This window comes from Salipiger sp. IMCC34102 (assembly GCF_004145405.1).
Lineage (GTDB): Bacteria > Pseudomonadota > Alphaproteobacteria > Rhodobacterales > Rhodobacteraceae > Loktanella.
In genome coordinates, this window is the sequence record NZ_SELQ01000002.1 from 478,389 (window position 1) to 504,093 (window position 25,705).

At 67.8% G+C, this 25,705-nt stretch carries 25 protein-coding genes; 10 read left to right on the plus strand and 15 right to left on the minus strand.

The features are described 5' to 3' along the window. Positions 1 to 3 precede the first annotated feature (3 nt). The 7 genes from EU805_RS06660 to dusB all read right to left on the minus strand — a co-directional run bounded on the left by EU805_RS06660 (position 4) and on the right by dusB (position 10,102). On the minus strand, positions 4 to 1,524 hold the full coding sequence (locus tag EU805_RS06660) for a TrkH family potassium uptake protein (protein WP_129763386.1): 1,521 nt from the start codon (positions 1,522 to 1,524) through the stop codon (positions 4 to 6). A gap of 2 nt (positions 1,525 to 1,526) precedes the next feature. After that, positions 1,527 to 2,903: a Trk system potassium transporter TrkA gene (gene trkA, locus EU805_RS06665; protein ID WP_129763167.1), complete on the minus strand. Its 1,377-nt coding sequence runs from the start codon at positions 2,901 to 2,903 to the stop codon at positions 1,527 to 1,529. Positions 2,904 to 2,958: 55 nt separating this feature from the next. Then, the gene (locus tag EU805_RS06670; protein ID WP_129763168.1) at positions 2,959 to 4,359 is read right to left on the minus strand and encodes a sigma-54 dependent transcriptional regulator; all 1,401 of its coding nucleotides are present in this window, start codon (positions 4,357 to 4,359) and stop codon (positions 2,959 to 2,961) included. Positions 4,360 to 4,369: 10 nt separating this feature from the next. Beyond that, positions 4,370 to 6,592, minus strand: coding sequence for a PAS domain-containing sensor histidine kinase (locus tag EU805_RS06675; protein ID WP_242494077.1), 2,223 nt, complete (start codon positions 6,590 to 6,592; stop codon positions 4,370 to 4,372). A 104-nt stretch (positions 6,593 to 6,696) separates the two neighbouring features. Next, positions 6,697 to 8,064 carry a response regulator gene (locus EU805_RS06680; RefSeq protein ID WP_129763169.1) on the minus strand — a complete coding sequence of 456 codons (1,368 nt, stop codon included), beginning with the start codon at positions 8,062 to 8,064 and terminating at the stop codon, positions 6,697 to 6,699. Beyond that, complete coding sequence (locus tag EU805_RS06685; protein ID WP_129763170.1) at positions 8,064 to 9,134, minus strand: nitrogen regulation protein NR(II); 1,071 nt, start codon at positions 9,132 to 9,134, stop codon at positions 8,064 to 8,066. Before EU805_RS06685 ends, EU805_RS06680 begins: the two co-directional genes overlap by 1 nt. Then, entirely contained in the window at positions 9,131 to 10,102 is a 972-nt protein-coding gene (gene dusB / locus EU805_RS06690; RefSeq protein WP_370318176.1) for a tRNA dihydrouridine synthase DusB, read from the minus strand. Before dusB ends, EU805_RS06685 begins: the two co-directional genes overlap by 4 nt. A gap of 193 nt (positions 10,103 to 10,295) precedes the next feature. On the opposite strand from dusB, the gene EU805_RS06695 reads away from it, so the two are divergent. The 3 genes from EU805_RS06695 to EU805_RS06705 are packed head-to-tail and all read left to right on the plus strand — an operon-like array spanning position 10,296 to position 12,360. Next, the gene (locus EU805_RS06695) at positions 10,296 to 11,417 is read left to right on the plus strand and encodes a bifunctional 2-C-methyl-D-erythritol 4-phosphate cytidylyltransferase/2-C-methyl-D-erythritol 2,4-cyclodiphosphate synthase (protein WP_129763172.1); all 1,122 of its coding nucleotides are present in this window, start codon (positions 10,296 to 10,298) and stop codon (positions 11,415 to 11,417) included. After that, the gene (locus EU805_RS06700) at positions 11,414 to 11,902 is read left to right on the plus strand and encodes a phosphatidylglycerophosphatase A (RefSeq protein ID WP_129763173.1); all 489 of its coding nucleotides are present in this window, start codon (positions 11,414 to 11,416) and stop codon (positions 11,900 to 11,902) included. Before EU805_RS06695 ends, EU805_RS06700 begins: the two co-directional genes overlap by 4 nt. Next, positions 11,899 to 12,360 carry a CinA family protein gene (locus EU805_RS06705; RefSeq protein WP_255465867.1) on the plus strand — a complete coding sequence of 154 codons (462 nt, stop codon included), beginning with the start codon at positions 11,899 to 11,901 and terminating at the stop codon, positions 12,358 to 12,360. The genes EU805_RS06700 and EU805_RS06705 overlap by 4 nt, the downstream gene beginning before the upstream one ends. Before the next feature lie 129 nt (positions 12,361 to 12,489). On the opposite strand, the gene EU805_RS06710 is transcribed toward EU805_RS06705, so the two are convergent. Then, positions 12,490 to 12,939 carry a type II toxin-antitoxin system RatA family toxin gene (locus EU805_RS06710; protein ID WP_129763174.1) on the minus strand — a complete coding sequence of 150 codons (450 nt, stop codon included), beginning with the start codon at positions 12,937 to 12,939 and terminating at the stop codon, positions 12,490 to 12,492. A gap of 80 nt (positions 12,940 to 13,019) precedes the next feature. Between EU805_RS06710 and hpt the strand changes: the two genes are divergently transcribed. Both hpt and EU805_RS06720 read left to right on the plus strand, forming a co-directional pair. Beyond that, on the plus strand, positions 13,020 to 13,553 hold the full coding sequence (gene hpt / locus EU805_RS06715) for a hypoxanthine phosphoribosyltransferase (RefSeq protein WP_129763175.1): 534 nt from the start codon (positions 13,020 to 13,022) through the stop codon (positions 13,551 to 13,553). Further along, positions 13,550 to 13,729 carry a hypothetical protein gene (locus EU805_RS06720; protein ID WP_129763176.1) on the plus strand — a complete coding sequence of 60 codons (180 nt, stop codon included), beginning with the start codon at positions 13,550 to 13,552 and terminating at the stop codon, positions 13,727 to 13,729. The genes hpt and EU805_RS06720 overlap by 4 nt, the downstream gene beginning before the upstream one ends. 134 nt (positions 13,730 to 13,863) lie before the next feature. On the opposite strand, the gene lipA is transcribed toward EU805_RS06720, so the two are convergent. Together lipA and EU805_RS06730 are read right to left on the minus strand one after the other, a co-directional pair. Beyond that, entirely contained in the window at positions 13,864 to 14,811 is a 948-nt protein-coding gene (gene lipA / locus EU805_RS06725; protein WP_129763177.1) for a lipoyl synthase, read from the minus strand. Between the two features lie 66 nt (positions 14,812 to 14,877). Next, the gene (locus EU805_RS06730) at positions 14,878 to 15,912 is read right to left on the minus strand and encodes a DUF6456 domain-containing protein (protein ID WP_129763178.1); all 1,035 of its coding nucleotides are present in this window, start codon (positions 15,910 to 15,912) and stop codon (positions 14,878 to 14,880) included. A gap of 227 nt (positions 15,913 to 16,139) precedes the next feature. Between EU805_RS06730 and EU805_RS06735 the strand changes: the two genes are divergently transcribed. Then, positions 16,140 to 16,436, plus strand: a complete 297-nt coding sequence (locus EU805_RS06735; RefSeq protein ID WP_129763179.1) for a DUF6477 family protein — start codon at positions 16,140 to 16,142, stop codon at positions 16,434 to 16,436. A 15-nt stretch (positions 16,437 to 16,451) separates the two neighbouring features. On the opposite strand, the gene EU805_RS06740 is transcribed toward EU805_RS06735, so the two are convergent. Beyond that, entirely contained in the window at positions 16,452 to 17,999 is a 1,548-nt protein-coding gene (locus EU805_RS06740) for a trimethylamine methyltransferase family protein (RefSeq protein ID WP_129763180.1), read from the minus strand. A gap of 129 nt (positions 18,000 to 18,128) precedes the next feature. On the opposite strand from EU805_RS06740, the gene guaA reads away from it, so the two are divergent. From guaA to EU805_RS06760, 4 genes are all read left to right on the plus strand, one after another. Then, a complete protein-coding gene (gene guaA, locus EU805_RS06745) occupies positions 18,129 to 19,688 on the plus strand; it encodes a glutamine-hydrolyzing GMP synthase (protein ID WP_129763181.1) in 1,560 nt (519 codons plus the stop codon). After that, positions 19,679 to 19,951 (plus strand): putative quinol monooxygenase, encoded by a 273-nt coding sequence (locus EU805_RS06750; RefSeq protein WP_129763182.1) that lies wholly within the window; start codon positions 19,679 to 19,681, stop codon positions 19,949 to 19,951. Before guaA ends, EU805_RS06750 begins: the two co-directional genes overlap by 10 nt. Then, on the plus strand, positions 19,948 to 20,811 hold the full coding sequence (locus EU805_RS06755) for a DMT family transporter (protein ID WP_129763183.1): 864 nt from the start codon (positions 19,948 to 19,950) through the stop codon (positions 20,809 to 20,811). Before EU805_RS06750 ends, EU805_RS06755 begins: the two co-directional genes overlap by 4 nt. Before the next feature lie 153 nt (positions 20,812 to 20,964). Next, on the plus strand, positions 20,965 to 22,398 hold the full coding sequence (locus tag EU805_RS06760; RefSeq protein WP_129763184.1) for a hypothetical protein: 1,434 nt from the start codon (positions 20,965 to 20,967) through the stop codon (positions 22,396 to 22,398). Between the two features lie 78 nt (positions 22,399 to 22,476). Here EU805_RS06760 and lpxB read toward each other — a convergent pair whose 3' ends face one another. The 4 genes from lpxB to fabZ are packed head-to-tail and all read right to left on the minus strand — an operon-like array spanning position 22,477 to position 25,659. Then, positions 22,477 to 23,631: a lipid-A-disaccharide synthase gene (gene lpxB / locus EU805_RS06765; protein ID WP_129763185.1), complete on the minus strand. Its 1,155-nt coding sequence runs from the start codon at positions 23,629 to 23,631 to the stop codon at positions 22,477 to 22,479. Beyond that, the gene (locus EU805_RS06770) at positions 23,628 to 24,410 is read right to left on the minus strand and encodes an LpxI family protein (protein ID WP_129763186.1); all 783 of its coding nucleotides are present in this window, start codon (positions 24,408 to 24,410) and stop codon (positions 23,628 to 23,630) included. The genes lpxB and EU805_RS06770 overlap by 4 nt, the downstream gene beginning before the upstream one ends. Beyond that, positions 24,407 to 25,189 carry an acyl-ACP--UDP-N-acetylglucosamine O-acyltransferase gene (lpxA, locus tag EU805_RS06775; protein ID WP_242494078.1) on the minus strand — a complete coding sequence of 261 codons (783 nt, stop codon included), beginning with the start codon at positions 25,187 to 25,189 and terminating at the stop codon, positions 24,407 to 24,409. Before lpxA ends, EU805_RS06770 begins: the two co-directional genes overlap by 4 nt. Beyond that, positions 25,186 to 25,659, minus strand: a complete 474-nt coding sequence (fabZ, locus tag EU805_RS06780) for a 3-hydroxyacyl-ACP dehydratase FabZ (RefSeq protein WP_129763188.1) — start codon at positions 25,657 to 25,659, stop codon at positions 25,186 to 25,188. Before fabZ ends, lpxA begins: the two co-directional genes overlap by 4 nt. Between the last annotated feature and the right edge of the window lie 46 nt (positions 25,660 to 25,705).

A 25,705-nucleotide genomic window follows, 5' to 3' on the forward strand; every position in this document is an offset into this window, starting at 1 on the left:
TCGTCAGCGCCGCCAGATTTCCGGATTGAACAGCGCGATCAGGGCCAGCGTCTCCAACCGGCCCAGGACCATGGCGCCGGCCAGGATCGCCTTGGCCGCGTCCGGGATGCCCGCGTAGCTGATCGGCGATTCCGCGGCGACGACCGCAAGCGGTCCCGTCGTCGACAAGGACGCGACCGTCAGCACCATGGACACCTCGAACTGCACGCCGGTCATGGACACGAGGATCATCGTCGCCGCGATCGACAGCGCGAAAAGCATGAAGAACACCCAGGACACGTAGGCCCCCTGCTTGCGGATCATCCGCGCCTCGCGTCCGCCGCCCCCCACCGAGGAGGGATGCAGCAGGCGCTGCACCTCGCGCTCGGAATGGCGGAAGAGCGCATAGACCCGCAGCAGTTTCACGCCCCCCGCGGTGGTGGCAGCCCCCCCGCCGATCAGCGCCAGGCCCACCAGGAACAGGCCCGGCGTCTCCAGCCCCGACCATTCGGCGGCCCCGTCCCAGTAGCGCGACTCGAACCCCGTGGTCGTCAGGAAGGACGTCACCGTGAAGATGCTGCCCCAGAGCGACGCAAAGAGATCGGGCAGGCCCGAGGCGGTCCCCTCCTCGATGCTGCCCAGCCAATGCCGCGCGAAGAGCATCATGGTCGTGCCCGAGATCAGCAAAAGCGCCATGTGCACCTCCGGGTCGCGCACCAGCCGGGCATCGCTGTCCCCGAACATCCCGCGCGAGAAGGTCAGCCGGCTGATCGCGAAGGCGAAGAATAGGAAGATCAGCACCTCCCCCCAGAATCCCGAAACGGCGTAGTAGACCCCGTTGATCGGCGAGATGCCGGAGGTCGAGAGCGTCGACATCGCGTGGCACAGCGCGATGGTCGGCACTTCGCCCAGCACCACGAGTCCCAGCCACAGGATGAAGGTGAGCCCCACGTAGATCGGCGTCAGCGTCAGCGTGTGGCGCGCCAGGCGGTCCTGCATGCGGGCCACGAGGCCCTTCTGGCTGAACCCGGCGATGGTCGATCGCGTCGATCCGCCCGCCGCGCGGACCTCGAATCCGCCCAGGTTCATCGGCGCGAAGATCGCCACCGCCACGACCCAGGTCAGCAGGCCGCCCAACCATCCCACCGTGGCACGCCACAGGTGGACCGACGGCGGCAGGCGACCCGCCCTGTCGTAGAGCGTGGCGCCCGTCGTGGTGAAGGAAGACACCATCTCGAACCAGGCATCGACGAAGCGGATGTTGGAGGCCGCCTCCTGGAACGGCACGGCAAAGAGCACCGGCAAGGCGCCGAAGGCCAGCACGAGCGTGCCAAGCTGGCTCAGCGTCGCGTTGCGCGGATGCGTGCCGGCCGTGGCGAGAGCCGCGAGCAGGGTCAGTGTCGTCGACAGAAGGCTTGCGTAGAAGAACGTCTGCATCTGCGGCGTGGCCCCCACCGCCGCGGCATGGAACGCCGGGATCAGCATGGCCAGCGACCCGATCCCCATCAGCAGGACGAAGAACGGCAGGGAGCGCAGCCAGGTCATCATCAGAAGAAGTCGATCGAGACCTGCAGCAGCCGCTCGACCTCGGGCACGTCGTCGGCCATCGCGAAGATCGCGATCAGGTCCCCGTCGTCGATCCGCGTGTCGGCCACCGGCTTGACCATCCGGTCGCCTTTCAGAAGCCCGCACACCATGGTGCCCTCCGGAAAGGCGATGTCGCGGATCTTGCGTCCCGCCATGGGCGAGGTGGACAGGACCTGCGCCTCGATCACCTCGGCCTCGGCGTCGCCCACGGAATAGACCCCGCGCACCCGCCCGTGCCGCACGTGCCGCAGGATCGAGGAAACCGTGGTCGACCGCGGGTTGATCCAGGCATCCACGTCGAGGGGTCCCATCAGAGGCACCAACGTGGGATCGTTGACCAGGCAGATCGACATCTTGCAGCCCATCTCCTTCGAGCGGACGGCGGCCAGCAGGTTGACCTTGTCGTCGTCGGTCACGGTCAGCACCGCGTCGGCGGTGGCGATCCCCGCCTCGTCCAGAAGTGCGGAATCCAGGCCGTCGCCATTCAGCACGATGGTCCGGTCAAGCGCGTCGGCGGCCCGTTCGGCCATCTTGCGGTCCCGCTCGATCATCCGCACCCGCAGACGTTCGGTGCGCTGCTCAAGCGTGCGCGCGACGGCCAGGCCCACGTTGCCGCCGCCGATCACCACGATCCGGTGCTGCTGGGTCTCGTGCTTGCCGAAGATCTCCAGCGTGCGCCGCACGTCATCGGAATGGGTGAAGATATAGGCGTCGTCGCCGGTGAAAAGCTGGTCCTTCGCGGAAGGCACGAAAAGCGCACCGTCCCGCCGGATCCCCACCACGATCGCGCGCAGGGTCGAGAAGAGATCCGTCAACTGGCGCAGCGGCGTGTTGACCACCGGGCAATCGGGGTCGATCGAGATGCCCAGCAGCACCGCCTTGTTGTCGAGGAAATTGTGGATGTCGAAGCTCGACGGCGAGGCGAGACGTTTCAACGCCGCCTCCGCCACCTCGCGCTCGGGGCTGATGACCACGTCGATGGGCAGGTGATCGCGGCGGTAGAGGTCGGAATAGATCGCGTCGAGGTAGCTTTGCGCGCGCAGCCGCGCGATCTTGCGCCGGATCGCGAAGACCGAATGGGCCACCTGGCAGGTGACCATGTTGACCTCGTCGGAATGGGTCGCGGCGATGATCATGTCCGCGTCGCGCGCGCCTGCCCGGTCCAGGATGTCGGGGTAGCTTGCGAAACCGGCGATGCCCTGCACGTCCAGCGTATCCGTGGCACGGCGCACCAGGTCGGGGTTGCTGTCGACGACGGTGACGTCGTTGCGCTCCCCTGCCAGGTGGCGGGCGATCTGCCAGCCGACCTGTCCCGCACCGCAGATGATGACCTTCATGGACGTTCTCCTGACCGATCAGAGCCGTCTGACACGCCCCCCCGCCCTCGTCAATTCACGCCCCTTCCTCGACGAAGGCAACCCGCGCGCCCGCCTTGTTGGCGGTGGTGACGCCAAGGGACTTCAGCTTGCGGTGCAGCGCGCTGCGCTCCATGCCGACGAAGCTTGCGGTGCGGCTGATATTGCCGCCGAACCGGTTGATCTGCGTAAGCAGGTATTCCCGCTCGAACAACTCGCGCGCCTCGCGCAGGGGCAGCGTGGCCAACCCGCCCGAAAGCACGATGCGCCCGTCGCCCGTCGGCGCCTCCTCGACGGCAGGCAGTTCCTTGGCACTGATCGGCGCGGTGGAATCGCCGAGGATCAGCACGCGCTCGACCACGTTCTTGAGCTGGCGCACGTTGCCCGGCCATTGCATCGTCTGCAAAAGCGCGCGCGCGTCCTCGGCCAGTTCGCGCAGCGCGAGGCCCTGCGTGCGATTCAGCACCTCGATGAAATGCTCGACCAGCGCCGGGATGTCCTCGCGCCGCTCCTCCAGGCTCGGCACCGAGATCGGCACCACGTTGAGCCGGTGGTAGAGTTCCTGACGGAACGCGCCCTGCTCGATCAGCGCGCCCAGATCCTGGTTGGTCGAGGAGATCACGCGCAGATCGACCTGCACCTTCTCGGTCCCGCCAACACGCTGGAAGGACTGATCCGTAAGCACGCGCAGCATCTTGGCCTGCGTGCCCATCGGCATCTCCGCCACTTCGTCGAGGTAGACAACGCCGCCGTTGGCCTGCTCCAGCAGGCCCTTCTCGACGCCCTTGCCGCCGCTCTCGCGCCCGAAGAGCGCCTCTTCCATGTGCTCTGGCTCCACGCTGGCCGAGTTTACGGTGATGAAGGGCGCCTGGGCGCGGGCGGAATTGGCGTGGATATAGCGCGCGGCGATCTCCTTTCCGCTGCCCGCGGGACCGGTCAGCATGACCCGGCCGTTGGACTTCGTCACCTTGTCGAGCTGGCTCTTCATCGCGCGGAAGGCAGCACTTTCGCCCAGCATCTCCGCTGGCGAAGTCTCGCCGCGCTTGAGTTCCACGTTCTCGCGGCGCAGGCGGCTGGTTTCCATCGCGCGGCGGATCACGACCATCAGCTGGTCGATGTTGAAGGGCTTTTCGATGAAGTCGTAGGCGCCCTGCTTGATCGCCGCGACCGCGATCTCGATGTTGCCGTGGCCGGAGATGATGACGATCGGAATTTCGGGATGATCGCGCTTCACGGACTTGAGGATGTCGATCCCGTCCATGTTGCTGTCCTTGAGCCAGATATCGAGGATCATCAGCGCGGGCTTCTCGCGGGCGATCTCGGCCATGCACTGGTCAGAGTTCGCGGCCAGCCGCGTGCTGAACCCCTCGTCCTCCAGGATGTCGCCGATCAGCTCGCGGATATCGCGTTCGTCGTCGGTGATCAGAATATCGCTCATGTCTCAATCCTCATGCTGGTATCTTGTTGGCCGCATGCGCGTCTTGCGCCAGCGGCAGGTCGATGACGGCGCAGGCCCCGCGGTGCCCGGTGCCGTCGAAAGCGTCGGCGTCCACCAGGTGCAGGCTGCCGCCGTGTTCCTCGATGATCTTTCGCACGATGGGCAGGCCCAGGCCCGTGCCCTTGTCGCGGGTCGTCACGTAAGGCTCGAACAGGCGCGCGCGATCCTGCGGCAACCCGATCCCGTTGTCAGAGATCTCGATCCGGGCCGCCCCTTGGTCCACGCGCATCGTGACGCGGATCTGCGGATCGACCGCATCGCCCGTTTCCGCCCGAGTTTCAATGGCTTCGCCGGCGTTCTTGACCAGGTTCGTCAAGGCTTGCCCGATCATGGTCTCGTCGAGTTCGGTCCAGACCGGCGCATCCGGCAGATCGGCCGTCAGGGCCACGCCGGGCTGGCCCGATTCCTGCAACGTCACCACGCCGCGCACCAGTTCCGCCAGGTCCGCCTGCCGCAGCTCGGGCTCCGGCATCCGGGCGAACTTAGAGAATTCGTCCACGATCCGGCGCAGATCGTTGGTCTGGCGCACGATGACATCGGTCATCTGGTCGAGCTTCTCGCCATCGGCGACCTCGGCGCGGAACTTGCGCTTGATCCGCTCGGCCGACAGCTGGATCGGGGTTAGCGGGTTCTTGATCTCGTGCGCGATCCGGCGCGCGACGTCGCCCCAGGCCGCCATCCGTTGCGCGCTGACCAGGTCCGTCACGTCGTCGAAGGCCACCACGTAGCCGTCGAGCGTCCCTTCCCCGCCGCTGCGCGGGGCCATGCGCACCAGCAAGGTCTCCTGGCTGCCACCGCGCACGAGGTTCACCTGCTGCTGCACGAAGGGACGCCCTTCCGTGCGCAGCTTGTCGAAGAGCGGCGCGAACTCCGGCACGGCAACCGCGAGCGCGGTGGTGGTCTGCTGGTGATCGACCTTCAAGAGCCGCATCGCGGAAGGGTTCACGAAGCTGATCCGCCCGTCCGGGTCCAGCCCCACCACGCCCGAGGTCACCGACGACAGCACGCTGTCGAACAGCCGGTTGGAGCCCACCAGCTCTTCACGCTGGGTCTTGAGCTGTCCGGTCATCTGGTTGAAGTAATGCCCCAGCTGGCTGATCTCGTCGTCGGCGTCGTCCTCGACCACGCGCACGTCCAGATCGCCCGCGCCCACCCGCTGGGACGCCGTGACCAGCCGCCCCACGGGGCGCGACAGACGCTCCGCGAACCACAGGCCCAGCCAGCTTGCGGCCAGGATCAGGATCACCGCAAACCCCAGGTAGAGACCGCCGAACTGGAACAAAAGCGCCCCGCGGTCGCGTTCGAGTTGCTCGTAAAGCGCCACCGTCGCCTCGGTCTCGTCCAGCAGCGACAGGATCTCGCCGTCCACCGGGCGGGTGACCAGCAGGTAGCGATCGGGAAAGGTCTCCAGCGGCATCAGCATGCGGAATTCGTTGTTGTCGCCGTCCTCGATGACCGTGTAGCCCTGATCGAGCGCGCGCGCGAAGTCGTCGGGCGCGGGGCGTTCGTAGTTGAAATCGTAGCTGTTGCCGCCACGGGTGCGGATCTCTCCCGCACCGTCGAGGAAGAAGACCTCCGTCAGGCCGCGGTCGATCTGCGGCTGCACCGCGGCGATCGCCTGGCGCACATCGCCGTCGTTCATGAAGAAATTCGTCTGCCGCTCGGTATTGAGGTAGGCCGCCAGCGCGTTCCCGTCGCGCAAAAGCTCTGTGCGCTCTTCTTCCTCGTAGGCCTGCGCGGTGGTCAGCGACGTGCCGAGCACCCGCTGCACCCGTTCGGAGAACCATCCCTCGAAGCCGAGGTTGATCGACAGCACCGCGAAGATCGCGACCAGGACCGTCGGGATGAGCGCCAGCGCCACGAAGACGCCGGTCAGGCGCAGGTGCAACCGCGAGCCCGCGGACTGGTTGCGGCGCGCGACGATCAGGTAGAACACGCGGCTGAGCACCAGCCCCGCCACGATCACGACGTAGACGAAGTCGGCCAGCAGCACGAGGCGCAGGACGGGCGAGGAGGTTCCCGCCTCCAGCGGGCTGCGCAGGATCAGGAACGTCACCGCCGCCAGCACGGGGCCCAGAACCACGAGCCCGAGGGTCGCGACATTCTGGACGGCACGCTGCCGCCGCCAGCGCTGGATGCGCTGGTAATTGAACCTCAGCCGGGACCGCTGCACGCGAATTGCCCTGTCTTGCGACGGGTGTGACCCCGCCTATACCGCCGTTTTTGTGGTCCTTTCCGGGGATCATGTTCCACCGGGGCCACGTTTATGTTGCCCTTTTACATCAACTTGCGGCGGCGTGTCACCTGTATATCGAGGTCGGTGATCTTCTTTCTCAGCGTATTGCGGTTGATCCCCAGCAGATCGGCGCATTTCGCCTGGTTTCCCCCCGTCGCATCGAGCGCGATCTCGATCAGCGGGGCCTCCACCTCGCGCAGGATCCGGTTGTAGAGCCCGGGCGCGGGCAGCATTCCGCCGTGCAAGTCGAAGTAGCGGCGCAGGTGCCGCGTGACGGAAGCCGAAAGCTTGTCGCCGTCACGCCCCTGCACGGGCTCCAGCGCGGGCTGGTTGCCCAGCACGGCATCGACCTCCGCCAGCGATATCTCCTCGCCCGCCGAGGTATAGACCAGCCGCCGCACGGTATTCTCGAGCTGCCGGACGTTGCCGGGCCAACTGTAGCTGCGGATCGTCTCGACCGCCTGCGACGACAGGCGCCGGCTGGGGCCGCCTTCGCGTTCGGTCTTGTGCAGGAAATGCTCCGCCAGCAGCGGGATGTCGTCGACGCGCTCGCGCAACGACGGCACCGCGATGGTGACCCCCGTCAGCCGGTAGTAGAGGTCCTCTCGGAAGCTGTCGTCATCCAGTTTCGCGCCGAGATCCCCCTGGCTCGTGGCCATGACCCGTGGCGCGGTATCCCCGAACTGGTCGAGCATCCGCACGATGCGGGCCTGCGCCTCCAGCCCCATGTCGCCGATCTCGTCGAAAAGGATCGACCCGCCCCGGGCCCGCGACAGAAGCCCCGACGGCCCGTCGGCCCCTTCGAGATCGGCGGCACTCGCGGTCACGAACGGCAGGGACCGACGGTCCGAGAAGTCGTGGATCGCCCGCGCGATCAGCGATTTGCCGGTCCCGCTTTCGCCGGTGATCAGCACCGGCAGTGCTGTGTTCATCACCCGCGCCACCAGCTTGTAGAGCGACTGCATCGCGGGCGTGCGCCCCACCAGCGGCAGATCGGAGCTTTCCTGCGCCGTCGCCTGCGCCCCCCGCGCGGGGGCTGCGGTGCGCTTGACCTCCAACGCGCGGGCCGCGCGCTTCATCAGGTCCGGCAGGTCGAACGGCTTGGGCAGGTAGTCGTAGGCTTCCGCCTCGGCCGCCTGGATCGCCGTCATGATCGTGTTCTGAGCAGAGATCACGATCACGGGCAGGCCTGGCCGTGCTTCGGCGATCTTGGGCAGTTGTTCCAGCCCGTTGCCGTCCGGCATGACCACGTCCGAGATCACCAGATCCCCCTTCCCTTCCTTCACCCAGCGCATCAGCGTCACCAGGCTGGAGGTCGCGTGGACCTTGCATCCCGCGCGCGTCAGCGCCTGCGTGAGGACCGTCCGGATCGTGCGGTCGTCGTCGGCCACCAGTATCGTGCCATCCATCAATCGTCTCCGTCTTGGATTTCCGCGCGCGGCAGGGACAGGCGGAACACGGTGCGGCCCGGCACGCTGTCCACCGAGATCCATCCGCCGCCGTCCTGTACCAGCTTGCTCACCAGCGCGAGCCCCAGCCCCGTCCCGTTCTCTCGGCCCGAGACGAAAGGCTCGAAGATGTCGGCGGCAAGCTCGGGCGGCAGGCCCGGCCCGTCGTCGATCACCTCGACCTGCAGGGGCAGCCGCGCCTGGGTGCCGTCGGCCTGGCGCACGCGCAGGCTGGCGTCGTAGAAGCTGCGCAGCCGGATCGTGCCGCCGGGCTGGCCCGCCTCAGCCGCGTTCTTGAGAAGGTTCAGGAAGATCTGCTGCAGCTGGTCCGCATCCGCAAAGGCGCGCGGCAGAGAGGGGTCGTAATCCGTCTCCAGCGTCATATGCGCGGCGAAGCCTACGGAAGCCGACTGTCGCGCGCGGTCGAGCGTGTCGTGGATGTTCACCGACCGGCGGGCGGGCGGTCTCAGGTTTCCGAACTGTTCGACCTGCTCCAGCAGTTTCACGATGCGCCGCGATTCGGCGACGATCAGATCGGTCAGCTCCTGGTCCTCGCGGCTCAGCCCCATGGACAGAAGCTGGGCCGCCCCGGTGATGCCCGCCAGCGGGTTCTTGATCTCGTGGGCCAGCATCTCGGCCATGCCGATGGCGGAGCGCGCGGCCTTGCCGGTGATCGCGTTGCGGGTCAGGCGTACGGCGATCTGCTGGGGGGTGACCATCATCACCGTGACCCCCTCGCGCCCCGCGAGCGGCGCGAACTGCACGGTGCAGGGCTGCGGTGCGGCGTTGCCGGAACCCACGTTCACGTCGTTGATGAACAAGGAGGCCCGTTGCGTCCGCGACCGCTCGAAGGCGTCGCGCAGGTCGAGGTCGATCGTCACCCGGTCCCAAAGAACGCTGCCCTCGATCGCGCGGGCGGAGAGATTGAGGAAGCTTTCCGCGGCACCATTGGACGACAGGATCGTATCGTCCTGATCGATCAGAAGCGCCGGGGTCGGCAGGGAGGCCCAGAGGGTATCGCCGGGCGTCACGCTGCGACAACCTCGCCAAAGGCCGCGTCGAGCCGGGCCAGGACGGCGCCGGGGGCCGCGGCGGTCAGCACCTCGCGCCGCAGCGCCGAAGGCGTCCGCGCCGTGTCCATGTACCAACCCAGATGCTTGCGCGCGACGCGCAGCCCCAGCTTGGATCCATAGAAGGACAGCATCGCCTCGTAATGCGCGCCGACGAGTGCCGCGAGCGCCGCCCCCCTTGGCGCGACCGGTCCCGGTTTCCCATCCAGCGCGGCCTGCACCTGCGCCAGCCGCCAGGGGGCGCCCTGCGCCCCGCGCCCGATCATCACGCCCGCCGCCCCCGATTGCGACAGCGCCCGGCGGGCACCGGCGGCATCGACGATATCCCCGTTGGCGATCACGGGGATCGAGACCGCGTCCCGCACCGCCCGGATCGCGGCCCAATCGGCGGAGCCCTTGTAGAACTGGCAGCGCGTGCGCCCGTGGATCGTCACGAGGCGGATGCCCGCCTCTTCGGCCCGGCGCGCCACTTCCGGCGCGTTCATCAGCTGCGCATCCCAGCCCAGCCGGGTCTTCAGCGTGACCGGAACGCTGACCGCGCCCACGACCGCCTCGATCAGGCGCAGCGCGTGGTCGGGATCGCGCAGCAGGGCCGAGCCAGACAGCCCGCCCACGACCTTCTTGGCCGGGCAGCCCATGTTGATGTCGATGAGGGCGGCGCCGTTCGCCTCCACCATCCGCGCGGCCTCGGCCATCCAATGCGGATCGCGCCCGGCGAGTTGCACGGCCGTCGCGCGCTGGTCCGTGCCCAGTTCCGCCCGGTCCCGGACGCTGGGCTTGGCCTCGACCATCTCCTGGCTCGCCACCATCTCCGAGACGACCCAGGACGCGCCGAAGCGGGCCACCAACTGGCGGAACGGCAGATCGGTGATCCCCGCGAGCGGCGCCAGGGCCACGGACGGCCGCGCAATCGGATCCGGATCTGCCATTCTTTTCATCGTTCGCCCAAGGCTTGTGCACGCATCAGCACCTGGCGCTGGTCCTACCCCGCCCGCAAGGGTGCGCCAAGGGCAGCTTTGGCCGCGGGACGGCAAGTGCCACATTTTTAGGCGGCATCCCGCCCCCTTGCCTAGTGAGGGGCGGATGAATAACCACGAGGGAACAGACGCCCCGGGAACCCGCATGCCTCGCACCGCCGCCATCATCGTCGCCGCCGGACGCGGTCTGCGCGCGGGCGCGGGCCAGCCCAAGCAGTGGCGTATGCTGGACGACCGTCCGGTCCTGCACCATACGCTGGCCGCCTTCCGCGCCCACCCCGCGATCGACGAGATCGTGCTGGTGCTGCACCCCGACGAGATCGACCATTGGACCCCCGAGGGCGTGATACGTGTCCCCGGCGGGGACAGCCGCCAGGCCTCGGTTCGCGCGGGCCTCAAGGCCGCCACCGCCGCGCGCGTGCTGATCCACGACGCCGCCCGCCCGCTGGTCCCGGCGCAGGTGATCTCCGCCGTCTGCGATGCACTGGACGGCCATCCCGGCGCAGCCCCCGGCCTGCCCGTCACCGACGCGCTCTGGCACGGGGCGGAGGGGCGTGTCACCGGGCTTGCAGACCGCACGGGGCTGTTCCGCGCGCAGACCCCGCAGGGCTTTCACCGCGACGCCATCCTCGCCGCCCACGCGGTGGCGCCGGAAGGGTCCGCCGACGACGTGGCCGTGGCCCGCGCCGCCGGGATGGAGGTCGCGATCGTTCCGGGAGATCCGGTCAACTTCAAGATCACGCACCCCGCCGACTTCGCGCGGGCCCAACAGATGATGGAGCAGCGCATGGACGTGCGACTGGGCAACGGTTTCGACGTGCACGCCTTCTGCGAAGGCGATCACGTCACCCTCTGCGGCGTAAGGGTGCCGCACGATCGCGGCCTTCTGGGGCACTCGGACGCGGACGTCGGCATGCATGCGATCACCGACGCGATCTACGGCGCCCTGGGCCAGGGCGACATCGGCGTGCACTTTCCACCCAGCGATCCGAAGTGGAAAGGGGCCGAGAGCCATATCTTCCTAGCGCACGCCGCAGACCTTGCGCGAAAGGCAGGTCTGCGGATCGGAAACGTCGATTGCACCCTGATCTGCGAGCGGCCCAAGATCGGACCGCACCAGGAAGCGATGCGTGCGGCACTGGCGCAGATCCTCGACCTCGACCCCGGGCGGATCAGCGTGAAGGCAACCACGTCCGAGCGGCTCGGGTTCACGGGCCGGGGCGAAGGGATCGCGGCGCTGGCCACCGCGACGCTGGTGTCGGCATGATCCGCTTCATCGCCACCTTCGCCTTCGTGGGCTACCTCAAGCCCGCACCGGGAACCTGGGGCTCACTGGCCGCCCTGCCTACCGGCTTGGGACTGATGCTGCTCGCGGGGCCCTGGGGCCTCGTCCTCGGCACGCTGACGATCTTCGCGCTGGGCCTCTGGGCCACCACGCGCATGATCGCGGGCAGCGCCAACCACGACCCGTCGGAGATCGTCGTGGACGAGGTCGCGGGCCAGTGGATCGCCCTCTGGCCGCTGGCCTTCGGCGCGGCCAACGCAGGCGCCGCCTATACCGCGCTCTGGCCCGGCTGGGTCGCGGCCTTCATGCTGTTCCGCCTCTTCGACATCACCAAGTGGGGGCCCGTCGGCTGGGCCGACAGGCGCGGCGACCCGCTGGGCGTGATGCTCGACGACGTCATCGCCGGTGTCTTCGCCGCCGTGGGCGTGGTGATCCTCGCAGGTCTCTTCCACGCGGTGCTGATGTGAGCGCGCAGCTCCTCGCGGCGGCACAAGCGCGCGGCTGGATGATCGCGACCGCCGAAAGCTGCACCGGGGGGCTGGTCGCGGGTGCCATCACCGAAACGCCCGGCTCCTCGGCCATCTTCGACCGCGGGTTCGTCACCTACACGAACGCCGCAAAGACCGAGATGCTGGGCGTCGCCCCCGGCACGCTGGAGGCGCACGGCGCCGTCTCGGAGCCGGTCGCGGCCGAGATGGCCCGGGGCGCGCTTGCCGGGTCGCGGGCCGACATCGCCGTCTCGATCACCGGCGTCGCGGGCCCCGGCGGATCAGAGCACAAGCCCGAAGGCCGGGTCTGTTTCGGCCTCGCCACCCCGCAAGGTGTCACCACCGAAGCCCGCGAGTTCGGCCCGCTTGGCCGCGCCGCCGTGCGACAGGCCAGCGTCGATCACGCCCTGGCCCTTCTTTTGTCCGCGATGACCTGACCGCGCGCCCGATCCGGACAAGGCGGCAATCCTCGCTTTTTTCGAAATACTCCGGGGGAGCGACGCAGCCGCGGGGGCAGAGCCCTCACGAACAAGAGCTGCACTAGGCCCCGTCCCGTCCGCTATGCCTCAGGCAGGCCCGTAAAGCTCCTTGGCACGCCGTTCGAAGGCCTTCACGATGGTCTGCATCGCCTGGTTGAAGAACATGCCCGCAGCCCCCTGCAGCATCCGGTTCTTGAACTCGAAATCGACGTGGAAATGGACTCGGCAGCCCCCCTCCGCCTCGGAAAACTCCCACCGCGAGTTGAGGTGCTTGAAAGGCCCGTCGATGTATTCGGTGTCGATCGCCTTCTGACGGGGCCAGAGCGTGACCCGGCTGCCGAAGGTTTCGCGGAAGACCTTGAAGCTGATGACGAGGTCGGCCAGCAGCGTGGTGTGGTCGGCAAAGTCCTCACGGCTCCTGATCCGCGCGGCGGCGGTCCAGGGCAGGAATTTCGGATAGCTTTCGACGTCGGCGACGAGGTCGTACATCTGGTCCGGGGTGTAGGGCAGAACCCGTGTCTCGTCGTGAACTGGCATCGGCAGCTTTCATCTGGTTACTCGTCCCTGAAATGTCGTATGTAGCGACCCGAAATCAACCCCACCGCGACAGGTCCCCCATGAGCCAACCCTACGTGATCGACCAGATGATCAGCGCCAAGTCGATCGCCGCCCGGATCGAGGCGCTCGCCCACGAGATTCGCGAAGCCTTCGAGGGCACGGACCAATTGGTCGTCGTGGGCCTTTTGCGCGGGTCCTTCATCTTCATCGCCGATCTGGTGCGCGAACTGGACCTGCCGGTGGAGGTCGACTTCATCGAGGCCTCCTCCTACGGCGACGGCATGGAAAGCAGCCGCGAGGTGCGAATCCTCAAGGACATGCGGGGGGCGATCGAAGGTCGCGACGTGCTCATCGTCGAGGATATCGTCGACACCGGCCACACGCTGGCGCGCGTCCACGACTTCGTCGCGGCACGTAACCCGGGGCGGCTGAAGACCATCGCCCTTCTCGACAAGCCCGCCCGGCGCGAGGTCGATTTTCGCGCCGACCTGATCGGGTTCGAGATCCCCGACGAATTCGTCGTGGGCTACGGGATCGACTACGCGCAACGCGACCGCAACCTGCCGTTCATCGGCAAGGTGCGGTTCACGTGAACCCGCATTGGCTCTTGCGGGCCAGCCGCTGGGCGCGAAATCCGCCGCCCCTGAAGCGCGTTCTGGTGGTTCTGGCGATCGTGGCCGGGTGCCTTCTGCTGGCGGGGGCGGAGTGGGTCTTCGACTGGGACATCGGATCGCAGCCCCAGCGGAACCGGATCGTCACCACGCCCTGAAACGCCAGACCCGGCCCGTGTGCCAGGTACGGCTTCCGGCGATCGAAATGGCATCCCGTGCTGCTTCCGTCCCGGCCCCACGCCCGATGGCCCCCGATTTGATGAAGGCCTGACGCCTCGCACTGGTTTCGGGATCAGCCGACGCTTGCCAGCCGGGCCGCCCGCAGACGGGCGAAGTCGTCCCCGGCGTGATAGCTCGACCGGGTCAGGGGCGAGGCCGAGACCATCAGGAAGCCCTTGCCGAAGGCCGCCTTCTCGTAGGAGGCGAATTCCTCCGGCGTGACGAAGCGGTCGACGGCATGGTGCTTGGGTGTCGGCTGCAGGTATTGGCCGATGGTCAGGAAATCGATATCGGCGGCGCGCATGTCCTCCATCACCTGGATGACCGCCTGGCGATCTTCGCCGAGGCCCACCATGATGCCAGACTTCGTGAACATCGTCGGGTCGAGTTCCTTCACCCGCTGCAGAAGGCGCAGCGAATGGAAGTAGCGCGCGCCGGGGCGCACCTGCGGGTAGAGGCCGGGCACGGTCTCGAGGTTGTGGTTGAAGACATCCGGCCGGGCCGCGACGACCGTCTCCAGCGCCTCCGGGCCGCAGCGGATGAAATCCGGCGTCAGGATCTCGATCGCGGTGCCGGGGGCCTGCCTGCGGATCGCCCGGATCGTCTGGGCGAAGTGTTCAGCCCCGCCGTCCGCGACATCGTCGCGATCGACGGAGGTGATGACCACGTGGTTGAGGCCCAGCTTCTTGACCGCGTCCGCCACGCGCCCCGGTTCGAAGACGTCGAGCGCCTCGGGCGGCTTGCCGGTCGCGATGTTGCAGAAGGTGCAGGCGCGCGTGCAGACCTCGCCCATGATCATCATCGTGGCGTGCCCCTGCCCCCAGCATTCGCCGACGTTTGGACAGCCCGCCTCTTCGCAGACGGTCGTCAGCTTGTGCTCGCGCATGATTTCGCGCGTCTGCTTGTAGCCTTCCGAGGTCGGCGCCTTGACGCGGATCCAGTCGGGTTTCTTGGGCTGCGCGCTGTCGGGGCGGCGCTGCTTCTCGGGGTGACGCTGGGCGGGGATCTTGAGATCGCGCATCGGACGGCCTTCGGTTGCGGGCGTTGCCACTCACCTAAGCACGCGCGGACCGAAAGTCCAACGGTGCTAGCCGATCATGGCCGGTTGCGCCTGCCCCGCATAATGGCGCCGCAACCGTTCGAGTGCGATGCCCAGCACCACCTTGCCCGAGCGGGCCGACCAGCCCATCGCCGCTTCCGTCACCTCCAGCCCTTCGAGCAGGCAGCAGCAGCGCAGGACCGCATCCTCCAGCCCGGGACCCAAATCTTTCATCGCCGCGATCACGCGGGCGCGTGCGGCGAGAACGGCGGGCGGCTGCGTGCCTTCGTCCACGGCAAGGGCAGCGCGCCAATCCTCGGCCACCTGCGGGCCCGGGTCGGCCAGCACGAAGTCCTCGCGCAGCCGTTCGCCCGCACGGACGTGTTCGCGCCCCAGAAACGGCTTGCCGGTCTTGTCGCGCCGGCGCGCCAGGCTCATAAGCGGGGTCTCCACCGCGATCACCCGGGAGGCGGCGCGCAGCGCATCGGCCTCGTCGCGCGTGGTCCAGCCGCCTTGCCGGTCGGAGAATCCCTGCGCGCGGTTCTCGCTGCGCGCCATCAGCCGGCGCATCTCGGTCCGCCCGCCGGGCGTGATAAAATAGCGCGCGATCCGCGTCGCGGGTTCCGGGCAGTGGATCCAGTTCCGAAGCGCCAGGACCTGCGCCACCTTGCCGTCCACCACGGCCGTCCGCACCGTCTCGCCGCTGGCGTCCTCGCGGACGACGACCGCGCTGTCCATGGCCCGCGCCACCGCCATCACGGCGCCCGGCTCGCACAGGCGGCGCAGGACGTTCTCCGTCTGGGTGTCCAGATCCGTGGCATCCGCGACGGACGGGCGGGCGGGCCGGCTTTCGGCGCAGTCCCCGCCCGCTTCGGCTTCCGACAGGGATTTCAGCGCGGCGTCAATCAGGGGATCCTCGCGCCGGGCCTCGCAGGAGCGGACCTGCCGCAGGATCGTCGACGGATGCACCCGCCGTTCACGGGCCAGCGCGCGGATCGAGCGCCCGTCGACCGTATGCGCAAGATAATCCTGCATCGGCTCCGGCAGCCAGGCCGGGATCGTCTCATTTGTTTTCAAGTCCATCGAATTGCCCCCTCGCACAGCCTTGCAGGTCTCGAACATGACGTGTCGCAGACGCAACTTATAAGTGCATATGTCCGAGCCGCATAGGAATTAACGATTTCACGCAGGTTTGACGCGCACCCTTTAAGGGTTCCTACCCCCTCCGCGCGCAGACCGACGATCTTCCGCAACGCCCGTTCAGGCTGTGCTTAGCTGGCATCCGTCGTCGAAAACGAAGGGACTTTGCCATGATCGATATCCAGACCCGGCTGCGTGACCTGCACCGCCCCGACCTGCTCACCCGGGCCGCGCGCTTCGCCGTGGACGACTACCGGCGGACCCGGGATCTGCCGCGGCTGCTGCCCGGCACGCCCCCCTTGCGCCCCGCGCCCGCGCTGGTGGAACTGCTCGAAGTCGAACGCGGGCTGAACGAGGATCGCAAGGCCGGCGCGGTCGGTTACTCCCTGTCGCGCCACGTCCTGGCGCTGGCCGCCATCATGGCAGAGGCGCGTGACCTTGCAGCCACGCGCCCCCCGTCGACGTGAAGCTTGGTTCGATCCTTACAGGAAGCTGTCCTGCATCGATTCCTTCTTCTCCGCGACGAAGGCCCGCAGCCGCGATTCGATCTCCGCGTCGAGCGTCGGCTGCCGGTAGGTCTCCAGCAGCTTCTGCACGCGCAACCGGGCCAGTTCGGTCGTGTCGCGCGCGCCTTCCTCGTCCCAGGTCTCGAACGGTTTGTAGTCGAAAAGATCGGAGCGCCAGAAGGCCGTCTTGAAGTTGGCCTGCGTATGCGCGCAACCCAGGTAGTGTCCGCCCGGGCCGACCTCCTCGATGGCGTCCATCGCCATGCCGTTGTCGCCCAGATCCACGCCCTTGGCGAACTGGTGCAGCGCGCCCAGCTGGTCGGCATCCATGACGAATTTCTCGAAACTGGCGACCAGACCGCCTTCGAGCCATCCGCAGGAGTGCAACATGAAGTTCACGCCCGACAGCAGACCCATCTGCAGGCTGTTGGCCGATTCGTAGCCCGCCTGCGTGTCCGGCAGCTTCGACCCGCAGAACCCGCCGGCCGAGCGGTAGGGCAGGTTCAGACGTCGGGCGAGCTGGCCCATACCGTAGGTGATCTGGCTCGCCTCGGGCGTGCCGAAGGTCGGCGCGCCGGAGTTCATGTCGATGGACGTTACCATGGCCCCCATCACCACCGGCGCGCCCGGGCGCACGATCTGGGAATAGGCCACGCCCGCCAGCGTCTCGGCCGCGACCTGCACCAGCGTGCCCGCGACCGTGACGGGCGCCATGGCGCCGCCTACGATGAAGGGGCTGATGATACTGGCCTGGTTGTTTTCGGCGAAGACTTCCAGCGCGCCCATCATGATCGAATCGAAGGTGAGCGGTGAGTTGATGTTGATGAGCGAGGTCATCACCGTGTTGTCGCGCACGAACTCCTCTCCGAAGAGGATCTTGCACATGTCGACCGAATCCTGCGCCCGGCTGGGTTCGGTCACGGATCCCATGAAGGGCTTGTCCGACAGCGTCATGTGGGCCAGCAGCATGTCGAGGTGGCGCTTGTTCACCGGGATGTCGGTGGGTTCGCAGACCGTCCCGCCGGAGTGGTGCAGCCACTTCGACATGTAGCCCAGTTTCACGAACTTCTCGAAATCGGCCATCGTCGCGTAGCGCCGCCCGCCTTCGACGTCGCGCACGAAGGGCGGGCCGTAGACGGGCGCGAGGACGAGGTTCTTGCCGCCCACCACGACCGAGCGTTCGGGGTTGCGCGCATGCTGGGTGTATTGCGCCGGCGCGGTCTTGCACAATTCGCGGGCCAGGCCGCGGGGAATGCGTACCCGCTCGCCGTCGATCGAAGCCCCGGCGGCCCGCCAGCGTTCCAGCGCCTGCGGGTTGTCGACGAAATTGACGCCGATCTCCTCCAGCACCGTTTCGGCGTTGTACTCGATCCGCTCCAGCGCCTCGTCGGTCAGGACTTCGTAGTTGGGGATGTTGCGCTCGATGAAACGGGCGGTCTCCACGCTGACGGCGGTGCGTTCGGCACGGCGGGCGGCCCCGCCACCACCACGGGATCTGCGGGTCGGGGTTGCGGCATCGGTCATGGCGGGCCTCTTTTCGCTCTGCTTTATGGTCTGATACGCGCACTCCCCCGTCTGCGAAGGCCGACAAACGCCGTCCATGCCACGAAAGCGACATTGCGGGGCGCGCGCGTTGGGCATAGTCAGGCGGACATGGATATCACCGACCACCAACGCCTGCTCATCATCGACTTCGGATCCCAGGTCACGCAGCTGATCGCGCGCCGCCTGCGGGAGCTGAACGTCTTTTGCGAAATCCACCCCTTCCAGAAGGTGACCGACGCCTTCCTCGACGACTTCGCCCCGCAAGCGGTGATCCTGTCGGGCGGGCCCGCCAGCGTGATCGACGCCGAATCTCCCCGCCCGCCGGAGAAGGTCTTTTCCCTCGGTGTGCCGGTGCTGGGGATCTGCTACGGCCAGCAGGTGATGATGCACATGCTGGGCGGCCAGGTCCTGCGCGGCGACGGCACCGCCGAATTCGGCCGCGCCTATATTGCCTCCCAGGCCGATCTGTCCTTGCTGGAAGGTTGGTTCCTGACCGAGCGCGAGCAGGTCTGGATGTCCCACGGCGACCACGTGGCCAAGCTGGCCCCCGGGTTCGAGGTCTACGCGACCTCCCCCGGTGCGCCCTTCGCGGTAACGGCCGACACCGACCGCCATTTCTACGCCGTGCAGTTCCACCCGGAGGTGCACCACACGCCGATGGGGTCCAAGCTTTACGAGAATTTCGTGCGCCTGGCGGGCTTTACCGGCGACTGGACGATGGACGCCTATCGCGAACAGGCGGTCGAGGCGATCCGCGCGCAGGTGGGCGAAGCCAAGGTGATCTGCGCACTTTCGGGCGGGGTCGATTCTTCCGTCGCGGCGGCCTTGATCCACGAGGCGATCGGCGACCAGCTGACCTGCGTCTTCGTCGATCACGGTCTTCTGCGCCAGAACGAGGCGGAAGAGGTCGTGACCATGTTCCGCGATCACATGAACCTGCAGGTCATCCATGCGCAGGAACAGGATCGGTTCCTGAACGAGCTCGACGGCGTCTCCGACCCCGAAACCAAGCGCAAGATCATCGGGCGGCTCTTCATCGACGTGTTCCAGCATTACGCGGACGAGATCGAGGGGGCCGCGTATCTCGCGCAGGGCACCCTCTACCCCGACGTGATCGAATCGGTCAGCTTCTCCGGCGGGCCTTCGGTCACGATCAAGAGCCACCACAACGTCGGCGGCCTGCCCGAGAAAATGGGCCTGAAACTGGTCGAACCCCTGCGCGAGCTCTTCAAGGACGAGGTGCGAGCCCTGGGCACCGAACTGGGCCTGCCGCCGTCCTTCATCGGCCGCCACCCCTTCCCCGGCCCGGGCCTCGCGATCCGCTGCCCCGGAGAGATCACGCGCGAAAAGCTCGAGATCCTGCGGAAGGCGGATGCCGTCTACATCGACCAGATCCGCCGCCACGGCCTCTACGACGAGATCTGGCAGGCCTTCGTCGCGATCCTGCCGGTGCGGACCGTGGGCGTCATGGGCGACGGGCGGACCTACGACTTCGCCTGCGCGCTGCGGGCGGTCACCTCTGTCGACGGGATGACGGCGGATTACTACCCGTTCAGCCACGATTTCCTGGGCGAGACGGCGACGCGCATCATCAACGAGGTGCCGGGCATCAACCGCGTGACCTACGACATCACCTCGAAGCCGCCGGGCACCATCGAATGGGAGTGATCCACCTGACCGGCGCTCTGACCTGCCCGCCCGAGCGGCTGGAGGCGGTTCGCGCCGCCCTGCCCGGGCATATCGCCCTGACCCGCGCCGAACCGGGATGTCTGTCCTTCGAGGTGACCGAAACGACGCCTGGCATATTCACCGTGCACGAGCGTTTCGCGGACCGCGCCGCCTTCGACACCCACCAGGCCCGCACGACGGCAAGCGACTGGGGCCGGATCACAGAAGGCCTGCCGCGCGACTACAGCGTCACCGAAGAATGAACCCGACCCTGCGCGCCTGTCTGTGGATGATCGGTGCCATCGCGTCCTTCACCGCCATGGCGATCGCGGGGCGGCAGGTCAGCCTCAGCCTCGATACCTTCGAGATCATGCTCTACCGCAGCCTGATTGGGATCGGGATCGTCTGTGCGGCGGCGACCAAGTCCGGCACCTGGGGCCAGATCGACACCCGCAACCTGCGCCTGCACGGGATCCGGAACCTTGCGCATTTCACCGGTCAGAACCTGTGGTTCTTCGCCGTGGCGACGATCCCGCTGGCGCAGGTCTTCTCGCTCGAATTCACGGCCCCGATCTGGGTGTTGCTGCTGTCACCGCTCCTGCTGGGCGAGCGGATGACCCGGCAGGGGGCCATCGCCGCGACGGTGGGCTTCGTGGGAATCCTGCTGATCACGCGACCGGGGTCGGCACCGCCGACGCCGGGTCTGCTGGCGGCGGCCACCTGCGCGATCTTCTTCGCGCTCAGTGCGATCTTCACCCGCAAGCTGACGCGGGACCATTCGATTACCTGCATCCTGTTCTGGCTGACGGTCATGCAGGCGGTCTTCGGGCTGGCTTGCGCGGGCTGGGACCTGCAGATCGCCCTGCCCGATCCGGTCACCGCCCCCTGGCTCGTGCTCATCGGCTGCGCGGGATTGCTCGCGCATTTTTGCCTGACGACGGCCCTGTCGCTCGCGCCCGCCAGCACGGTGATGCCCATCGACTTCGCCCGCCTGCCGGTCATCGCCCTCGTGGGCGCGCTGTTCTACGGCGAATCGGTCGAACTCGCCCTGGTCGCGGGTGCCCTGCTGATCGTCGCGGGCAACTGGCTGAACCTGCGAAAGCCGCGCGCCGCCACCTCCTGAGGCCGCGTTTCGCGCGAACGGTTGGAAATATGTGTCATTCAAGCCTCCGACGTGAGCTTTCCTCAACCTAACGCTGCGTCAACAATTGCCCGGTTCCGCGCCAGCCCGCATCCTCGGTGTCACAATTATCACGTTCATGGATGGGATGGAGACATGAAACTCACGCTTACCACCGGGGCAGCCCTGTTGCTGACCACCGCGGCGACCGCGGGCGGCATCGACCGCACGCTCAACAACTACAGCGTCCTGTTCGAGGACGGGAACTACGCCGAACTCGCGTTCAGCTTCGTGCGTCCGGACGTGACGGGTGAATATCCCACGGCACTGGGCGGCGGTTCGACCGGCGTCATGTCCGAGGATTACGAGACCGCGGCCTTCTCGATGAAATACGAGCTGAACCCCACCGTGGACCTCGGCCTGTTCGTGAACCAGCCCTTCGGCGCCGACGCCTCCTACCCGGAAGGGCTCTACACCGGGCTGGCCGCCGAGTGGGACAGCAACCAGGTGGCGCTCGTCCTGAAGTACCAGGCAACGCCGAACATCAGCGTCTACGGCGGTGTGCGCAGCATCGAAAGCCAGGCCGACATCCTGATCCCCAACGCGCTGGTCGCCGGACCGATCGCCCAGTCGCTGGGCGCGCAAGCGCAGGCCGACGGCGCCGTGGCGCAAGAGATCGGTGCACGTGCGCTGGCCATCGGTGGCCGTGCGCAGGACACCGCCGACCGCGCCCAGGCCGCGGCGCAGCAAGCGGCGGCGGCCGCGGCTGCCGGTGACCTCGCGCAGGCCCAGACGCTGGGCGCGCGCGCAGCGGCGCTTGGGGCGCAGGCCGGCGAGTTGCGAGACAATGCCGTGGCCCTCGGGGCCCAGGCCGAAGCGCAGGGTGCGGCGGCTCAGGCGCTCGGCGCGCAGGCCCAGGCGATCGGCGACATCGCCCAGACCGCCAGCCCGACCGATGGCCCCTACACCTACCGGGCCAACACCGAAAGCGACCGTCGGACCAGCTACATCATCGGTGCCGCCTACGAGCGCCCCGAGATCGCGCTGCGCGTCGCGCTGACCTACGAATCGGGCTACACGCACGAGTTCGAATCGTTCGAGACCATCCCCGCCCTGGCGGCCTTCCCGGTCACCAGCGTGACCGAGATCGAGATGCCCGACGTGCTGACCCTGGACTTCCAGACCGGCGTCGCGCCGGGCACCCTGGTCTTCGGCTCGATCCGCCACGCCACCTGGAGCGACTGGCAGGTTGCCCCCGCGGGCTACCTCGCGCTGACGGGCGGCCCGGTGACCGGCATCGACGATGACGTGACCACCTACCGCATCGGCGTCGGCCGCGCCTTCACCGACCAGCTGTCGGGCTTCGCCCGCTTCACTTACGAGGACGGCAACGGCACCGAGCTGTCGCGTCTCGCCCCCACCGACGGCAGCCGCGCCTTCGGCATCGGCGGCAGCTACACCCGTGGCGCGGTCAAGTTCACCGGCGGGCTCGAGTACATCGACTTCGGCGACGGGAACGATGCCTCCGGGACGGTCTTCGCGGACAACGATGCGGTCGGCCTCGGCCTGTCCGTGGGCTACAGCTTCTAAGCCTGTCGCCGCGCTTAAGCCTTCGAAGCCCCGCCAGACCGGCGGGGCTTTTTCGTGTCGCGCCACCTGCCGGGTGAATCAGATGCGGTGTCCGACGGCTTTCAGGATGGACCGCGCCGCCCTGAGGCCGGGTGCTTCCTGACCGCGGCCCAGACGCTCCATCGTCAGACGCATCGCCTCTTCCTGCGCGCGCGGTGCGGCCAGCGTCCGGCGCAGCCCCTCGGCAATCCGCGCGGGCGTGCAGTCGGCGCCGACGAACTCGGGCACCGTGCGCCTGTCGGAGACGAGGTTGACCAGCGTCACGGTGTCCACCTTGACCAGCCGCTGGATGATCACCCGACTGAGCCAGGCCATGTCGTAGGCGATCACCATCGGCGTGCCATTGGCCGCAAGCTCCAGCGAGACGGTGCCGGAGGCGGCCAATGCGATGTCCGCCGCCCGAAAAGCCGCCCGTTTGAGCGCGCCATCCGCATCCTCGGCCGGGTCGATCAGGACGGGCGGGATGGGCCAATCCGCCACCTGCGCTTTCACGAGGTCCACGACCCCCGGCGCACAGGGGATGACGACTTGCAGGTCCGGGTGCGCGTCCCGCACGTGTCCGAGGGCGGCACCGAAACGCGGCGCGAGCCGCGTGACCTCTCCCCGCCGGGACCCCGGCAGGCACAACAGCAAGGGCCCCTCCCCCGTGCGATGGCGGTCGCGGAAAGCCTGCGCCGCGGTGGGGCCCGCGATATCCTGCGTCGCGATCGGATGCCCGACGAAGTCACAGGTCATCCCGGCGGCGTGCATGTAGGGCGGCTCGAACGGCAGCAGCGCAAGCACGTGATCGACGTGCCGCGCCATCTTCTTCGCCCGCCCCGCGCGCCAGGCCCAGACCGAGGGGGCCACGTAGTGCACCACCGGCACATCCGCCTTCGCCTTCACCGATTTCGCGACGCGCAGGCAGAAATCGGGGCTGTCGATCGTCAGCAGCACGTCGGGGCGCGTTTCGATGACCGCCGCGGCGCATTCCGCGATCCGCCGTTTCAGGGCGCGGTAGCGCGGCAGCACCTCGGCCAGCCCCATGACGCTCAATTCGTCCATCGGGAACCGGCTGTCGAGCCCCATCGCCTGCATCCGCGGCCCGCCGACGCCGTCGAAGCGCACCCCGGGCACCAGACTGCGCAGCCCGTCCATGACGGCCGCCCCCAGCGCATCGCCGGAGGCTTCGCCCGCGATCACAAAGACCCTCATGTGCCCGCCGTCCTGACCCAGAGAAACTTGCCCGCCGCATCGAGCGTGGCGAGCGTCGCAGCACGATCCAGCACCATGACGCCGCCTGCGGCGATCACGATACCGTCCAGGCCCGCGGCGATGATTCCCTCCGCCGTGCCCGGCCCGATCACCGGCAGATCCGCCCGCCGGTCCTGTCCCGGTTTCGGCCCCTTGAAAAGAAGCCCGCCCGCACCCGCCGCCCGCCGGATCAGCGCGTCCGTGCCCGCGCGATCCTCTTCCGCAGCGACCTGGCCATCGCGCAGCACGCAGGCCTGCCCGGTGTCGCGGCGGCCCATGTCGGCCAGGCAGGCATCCCCCAGCCGCGCCAGGTCCACCTCCTCGGGCGTGGGGGCGGCTTTCGTCAGAACATCGTGTGGCGGAAGCAGGTCGGGTGCGATGTCCTGGGCCGCGACGATTTGCAGCCCCCGTGCCTCCATCACGCCGATGAAGGCGCGAAGGGCCCCGTCGTCGCCGCGACGCAAGGCGCGCAGCATGACGGGCACCAAGGGCAGCGTGGACAGCCCGAAGGCACGCCACGAAATGTTCGGCCGCGCCAATCCGCCGGCCATGCAGACCTGCGTGATGCCGCGCGCCTTCAGCGCGGCCATGAACTCCGCCAACCGCTCCAGCCGGAACCACAGGTCGACGGGCAGCCGTGGAGAGACGCCTTCGAGGGCACAGACGAGCGGTGGCGCGGCCAATTCACCGACCAGGGCGGGCGGCAGATCGCCCTCTCCCGCGATCAGCGCCAAGGTCATTTCGGTGTCAGGAAACTGCGATCGGAGTGGCCCAGCACGAAATCCGCCAGTTGCCGCACGTGGGGCGATGTGTTGCCCGACAGCGCCTCCACCCGGTCGTGGAACGTGCCCTCACCGGTCTTGAGCGCGTCGTAGGCCCGGCGCAGGGCCTGGATCTCGGCCTTGTCGACACCGCGGCGCTTGAGACCCACGAGGTTCAATCCCTCCAGCCGCGCCCGGTCGCCCATGACCAGACCGTGCGGGATCACGTCGTGCGTCACCATCGAAAGCGCGCCGATGATCGCCCCCTGCCCGACGCGGACGAACTGGTGGATGCCGGACAGGCCGCCGACGATCACGTCGTCCTCGATCACGCAATGGCCCGCCACCGCACTGGAGTTCACGACGATCACCCGGTCGCCCAACTGCACGTCATGCGCCACGTGACAGCCCGCCATCAGCAGGCAATCTTCGCCGATCTTCGTCAGCCCCCCGCCGCCCTTCGTTCCGGTGTTCACCGTCACGTGCTCGCGGATGCGGGTCCGGGCACCGATGCGCAACTGGGTCTGTTCACCGTCGAACTTCAGATCCTGCGGGATTTCGCCGATCACCGCGAAGGAAAAGACGGTCGAATCCTCGCCAATTTGCGTGTCGCCATCCACCACGACGTGGCTTTTCAGCCAGACGCCCTTGTCGAGCTTGACCTGGGGGCCGACGATGCAGAACGGCCCGATGGTCACGTCGTCGGCCAAGGTCGCGTGGTCCGAGACCACGGCGCTGGGGTGGATGTCGGGGCTCACGCCCGCAGGTCCAGCATTGCCGAGAATTCGCATTCCGCCGCCAGCTCGCCCTCGACCTCGGCGCGGCCGTGGAACTTCCACACCTTGCCGCCGGGCTTGCCGCGGGTGGTGGTCACATGCATCAGCATCCGGTCGCCGGGGATCACCTTGCGGCGAAACTTGGCCTTGTCGATCGACATGAAGTAGATCAGCAGATCGCCGTTCACCAGGCCCATCGCGGCCCCCACCATGACGCCAGCGGTCTGGGCCATCGCCTCAATGATGGTGACGCCGGGCATGATCGGCGCTCCGGGGAAATGGCCCTGGAAATGCGGCTCGTTCATTGTGACGTTCTTGATGCCCGTCGCGGAATTCGTCCCCTCGATGTCCACCACCCGGTCGACCAGCAGGAAAGGGTAGCGATGCGGCAGGATCGCCTGGATCAGGCCGATATCGGCCTCTGTCACGGCGCGGTCATCGGTCTGGGACATGAAGGCTCCTGTTGTGCGGTGGGCCTTGACTAGCAAGCGCCCGTCG

Excerpts from the sequence above, each read along its gene's own strand:
- EU805_RS06660 (WP_129763386.1), bottom strand. The coding sequence starts at position 1,524 with ATGACCTGGCTGCGCTCCCTGCCGTTCTTCGTCCTGCTGATGGGGATC.
- trkA (WP_129763167.1), bottom strand. The coding sequence starts at position 2,903 with ATGAAGGTCATCATCTGCGGTGCGGGACAGGTCGGCTGGCAGATCGCC.
- EU805_RS06670 (WP_129763168.1), bottom strand. The coding sequence starts at position 4,359 with ATGAGCGATATTCTGATCACCGACGACGAACGCGATATCCGCGAGCTG.
- EU805_RS06680 (WP_129763169.1), bottom strand. The coding sequence starts at position 8,064 with ATGGATGGCACGATACTGGTGGCCGACGACGACCGCACGATCCGGACG.
- dusB (WP_370318176.1), bottom strand. The coding sequence starts at position 10,102 with ATGGCAGATCCGGATCCGATTGCGCGGCCGTCCGTGGCCCTGGCGCCG.
- EU805_RS06695 (WP_129763172.1), top strand. The coding sequence starts at position 10,296 with ATGCCTCGCACCGCCGCCATCATCGTCGCCGCCGGACGCGGTCTGCGC.
- EU805_RS06700 (WP_129763173.1), top strand. The coding sequence starts at position 11,414 with ATGATCCGCTTCATCGCCACCTTCGCCTTCGTGGGCTACCTCAAGCCC.
- EU805_RS06710 (WP_129763174.1), bottom strand. The coding sequence starts at position 12,939 with ATGCCAGTTCACGACGAGACACGGGTTCTGCCCTACACCCCGGACCAG.
- hpt (WP_129763175.1), top strand. The coding sequence starts at position 13,020 with ATGAGCCAACCCTACGTGATCGACCAGATGATCAGCGCCAAGTCGATC.
- lipA (WP_129763177.1), bottom strand. The coding sequence starts at position 14,811 with ATGCGCGATCTCAAGATCCCCGCCCAGCGTCACCCCGAGAAGCAGCGC.
- EU805_RS06730 (WP_129763178.1), bottom strand. The coding sequence starts at position 15,912 with ATGGACTTGAAAACAAATGAGACGATCCCGGCCTGGCTGCCGGAGCCG.
- EU805_RS06735 (WP_129763179.1), top strand. The coding sequence starts at position 16,140 with ATGATCGATATCCAGACCCGGCTGCGTGACCTGCACCGCCCCGACCTG.
- EU805_RS06740 (WP_129763180.1), bottom strand. The coding sequence starts at position 17,999 with ATGACCGATGCCGCAACCCCGACCCGCAGATCCCGTGGTGGTGGCGGG.
- guaA (WP_129763181.1), top strand. The coding sequence starts at position 18,129 with ATGGATATCACCGACCACCAACGCCTGCTCATCATCGACTTCGGATCC.
- EU805_RS06750 (WP_129763182.1), top strand. The coding sequence starts at position 19,679 with ATGGGAGTGATCCACCTGACCGGCGCTCTGACCTGCCCGCCCGAGCGG.
- EU805_RS06755 (WP_129763183.1), top strand. The coding sequence starts at position 19,948 with ATGAACCCGACCCTGCGCGCCTGTCTGTGGATGATCGGTGCCATCGCG.
- EU805_RS06760 (WP_129763184.1), top strand. The coding sequence starts at position 20,965 with ATGAAACTCACGCTTACCACCGGGGCAGCCCTGTTGCTGACCACCGCG.
- lpxB (WP_129763185.1), bottom strand. The coding sequence starts at position 23,631 with ATGAGGGTCTTTGTGATCGCGGGCGAAGCCTCCGGCGATGCGCTGGGG.
- EU805_RS06770 (WP_129763186.1), bottom strand. The coding sequence starts at position 24,410 with ATGACCTTGGCGCTGATCGCGGGAGAGGGCGATCTGCCGCCCGCCCTG.
- fabZ (WP_129763188.1), bottom strand. The coding sequence starts at position 25,659 with ATGTCCCAGACCGATGACCGCGCCGTGACAGAGGCCGATATCGGCCTG.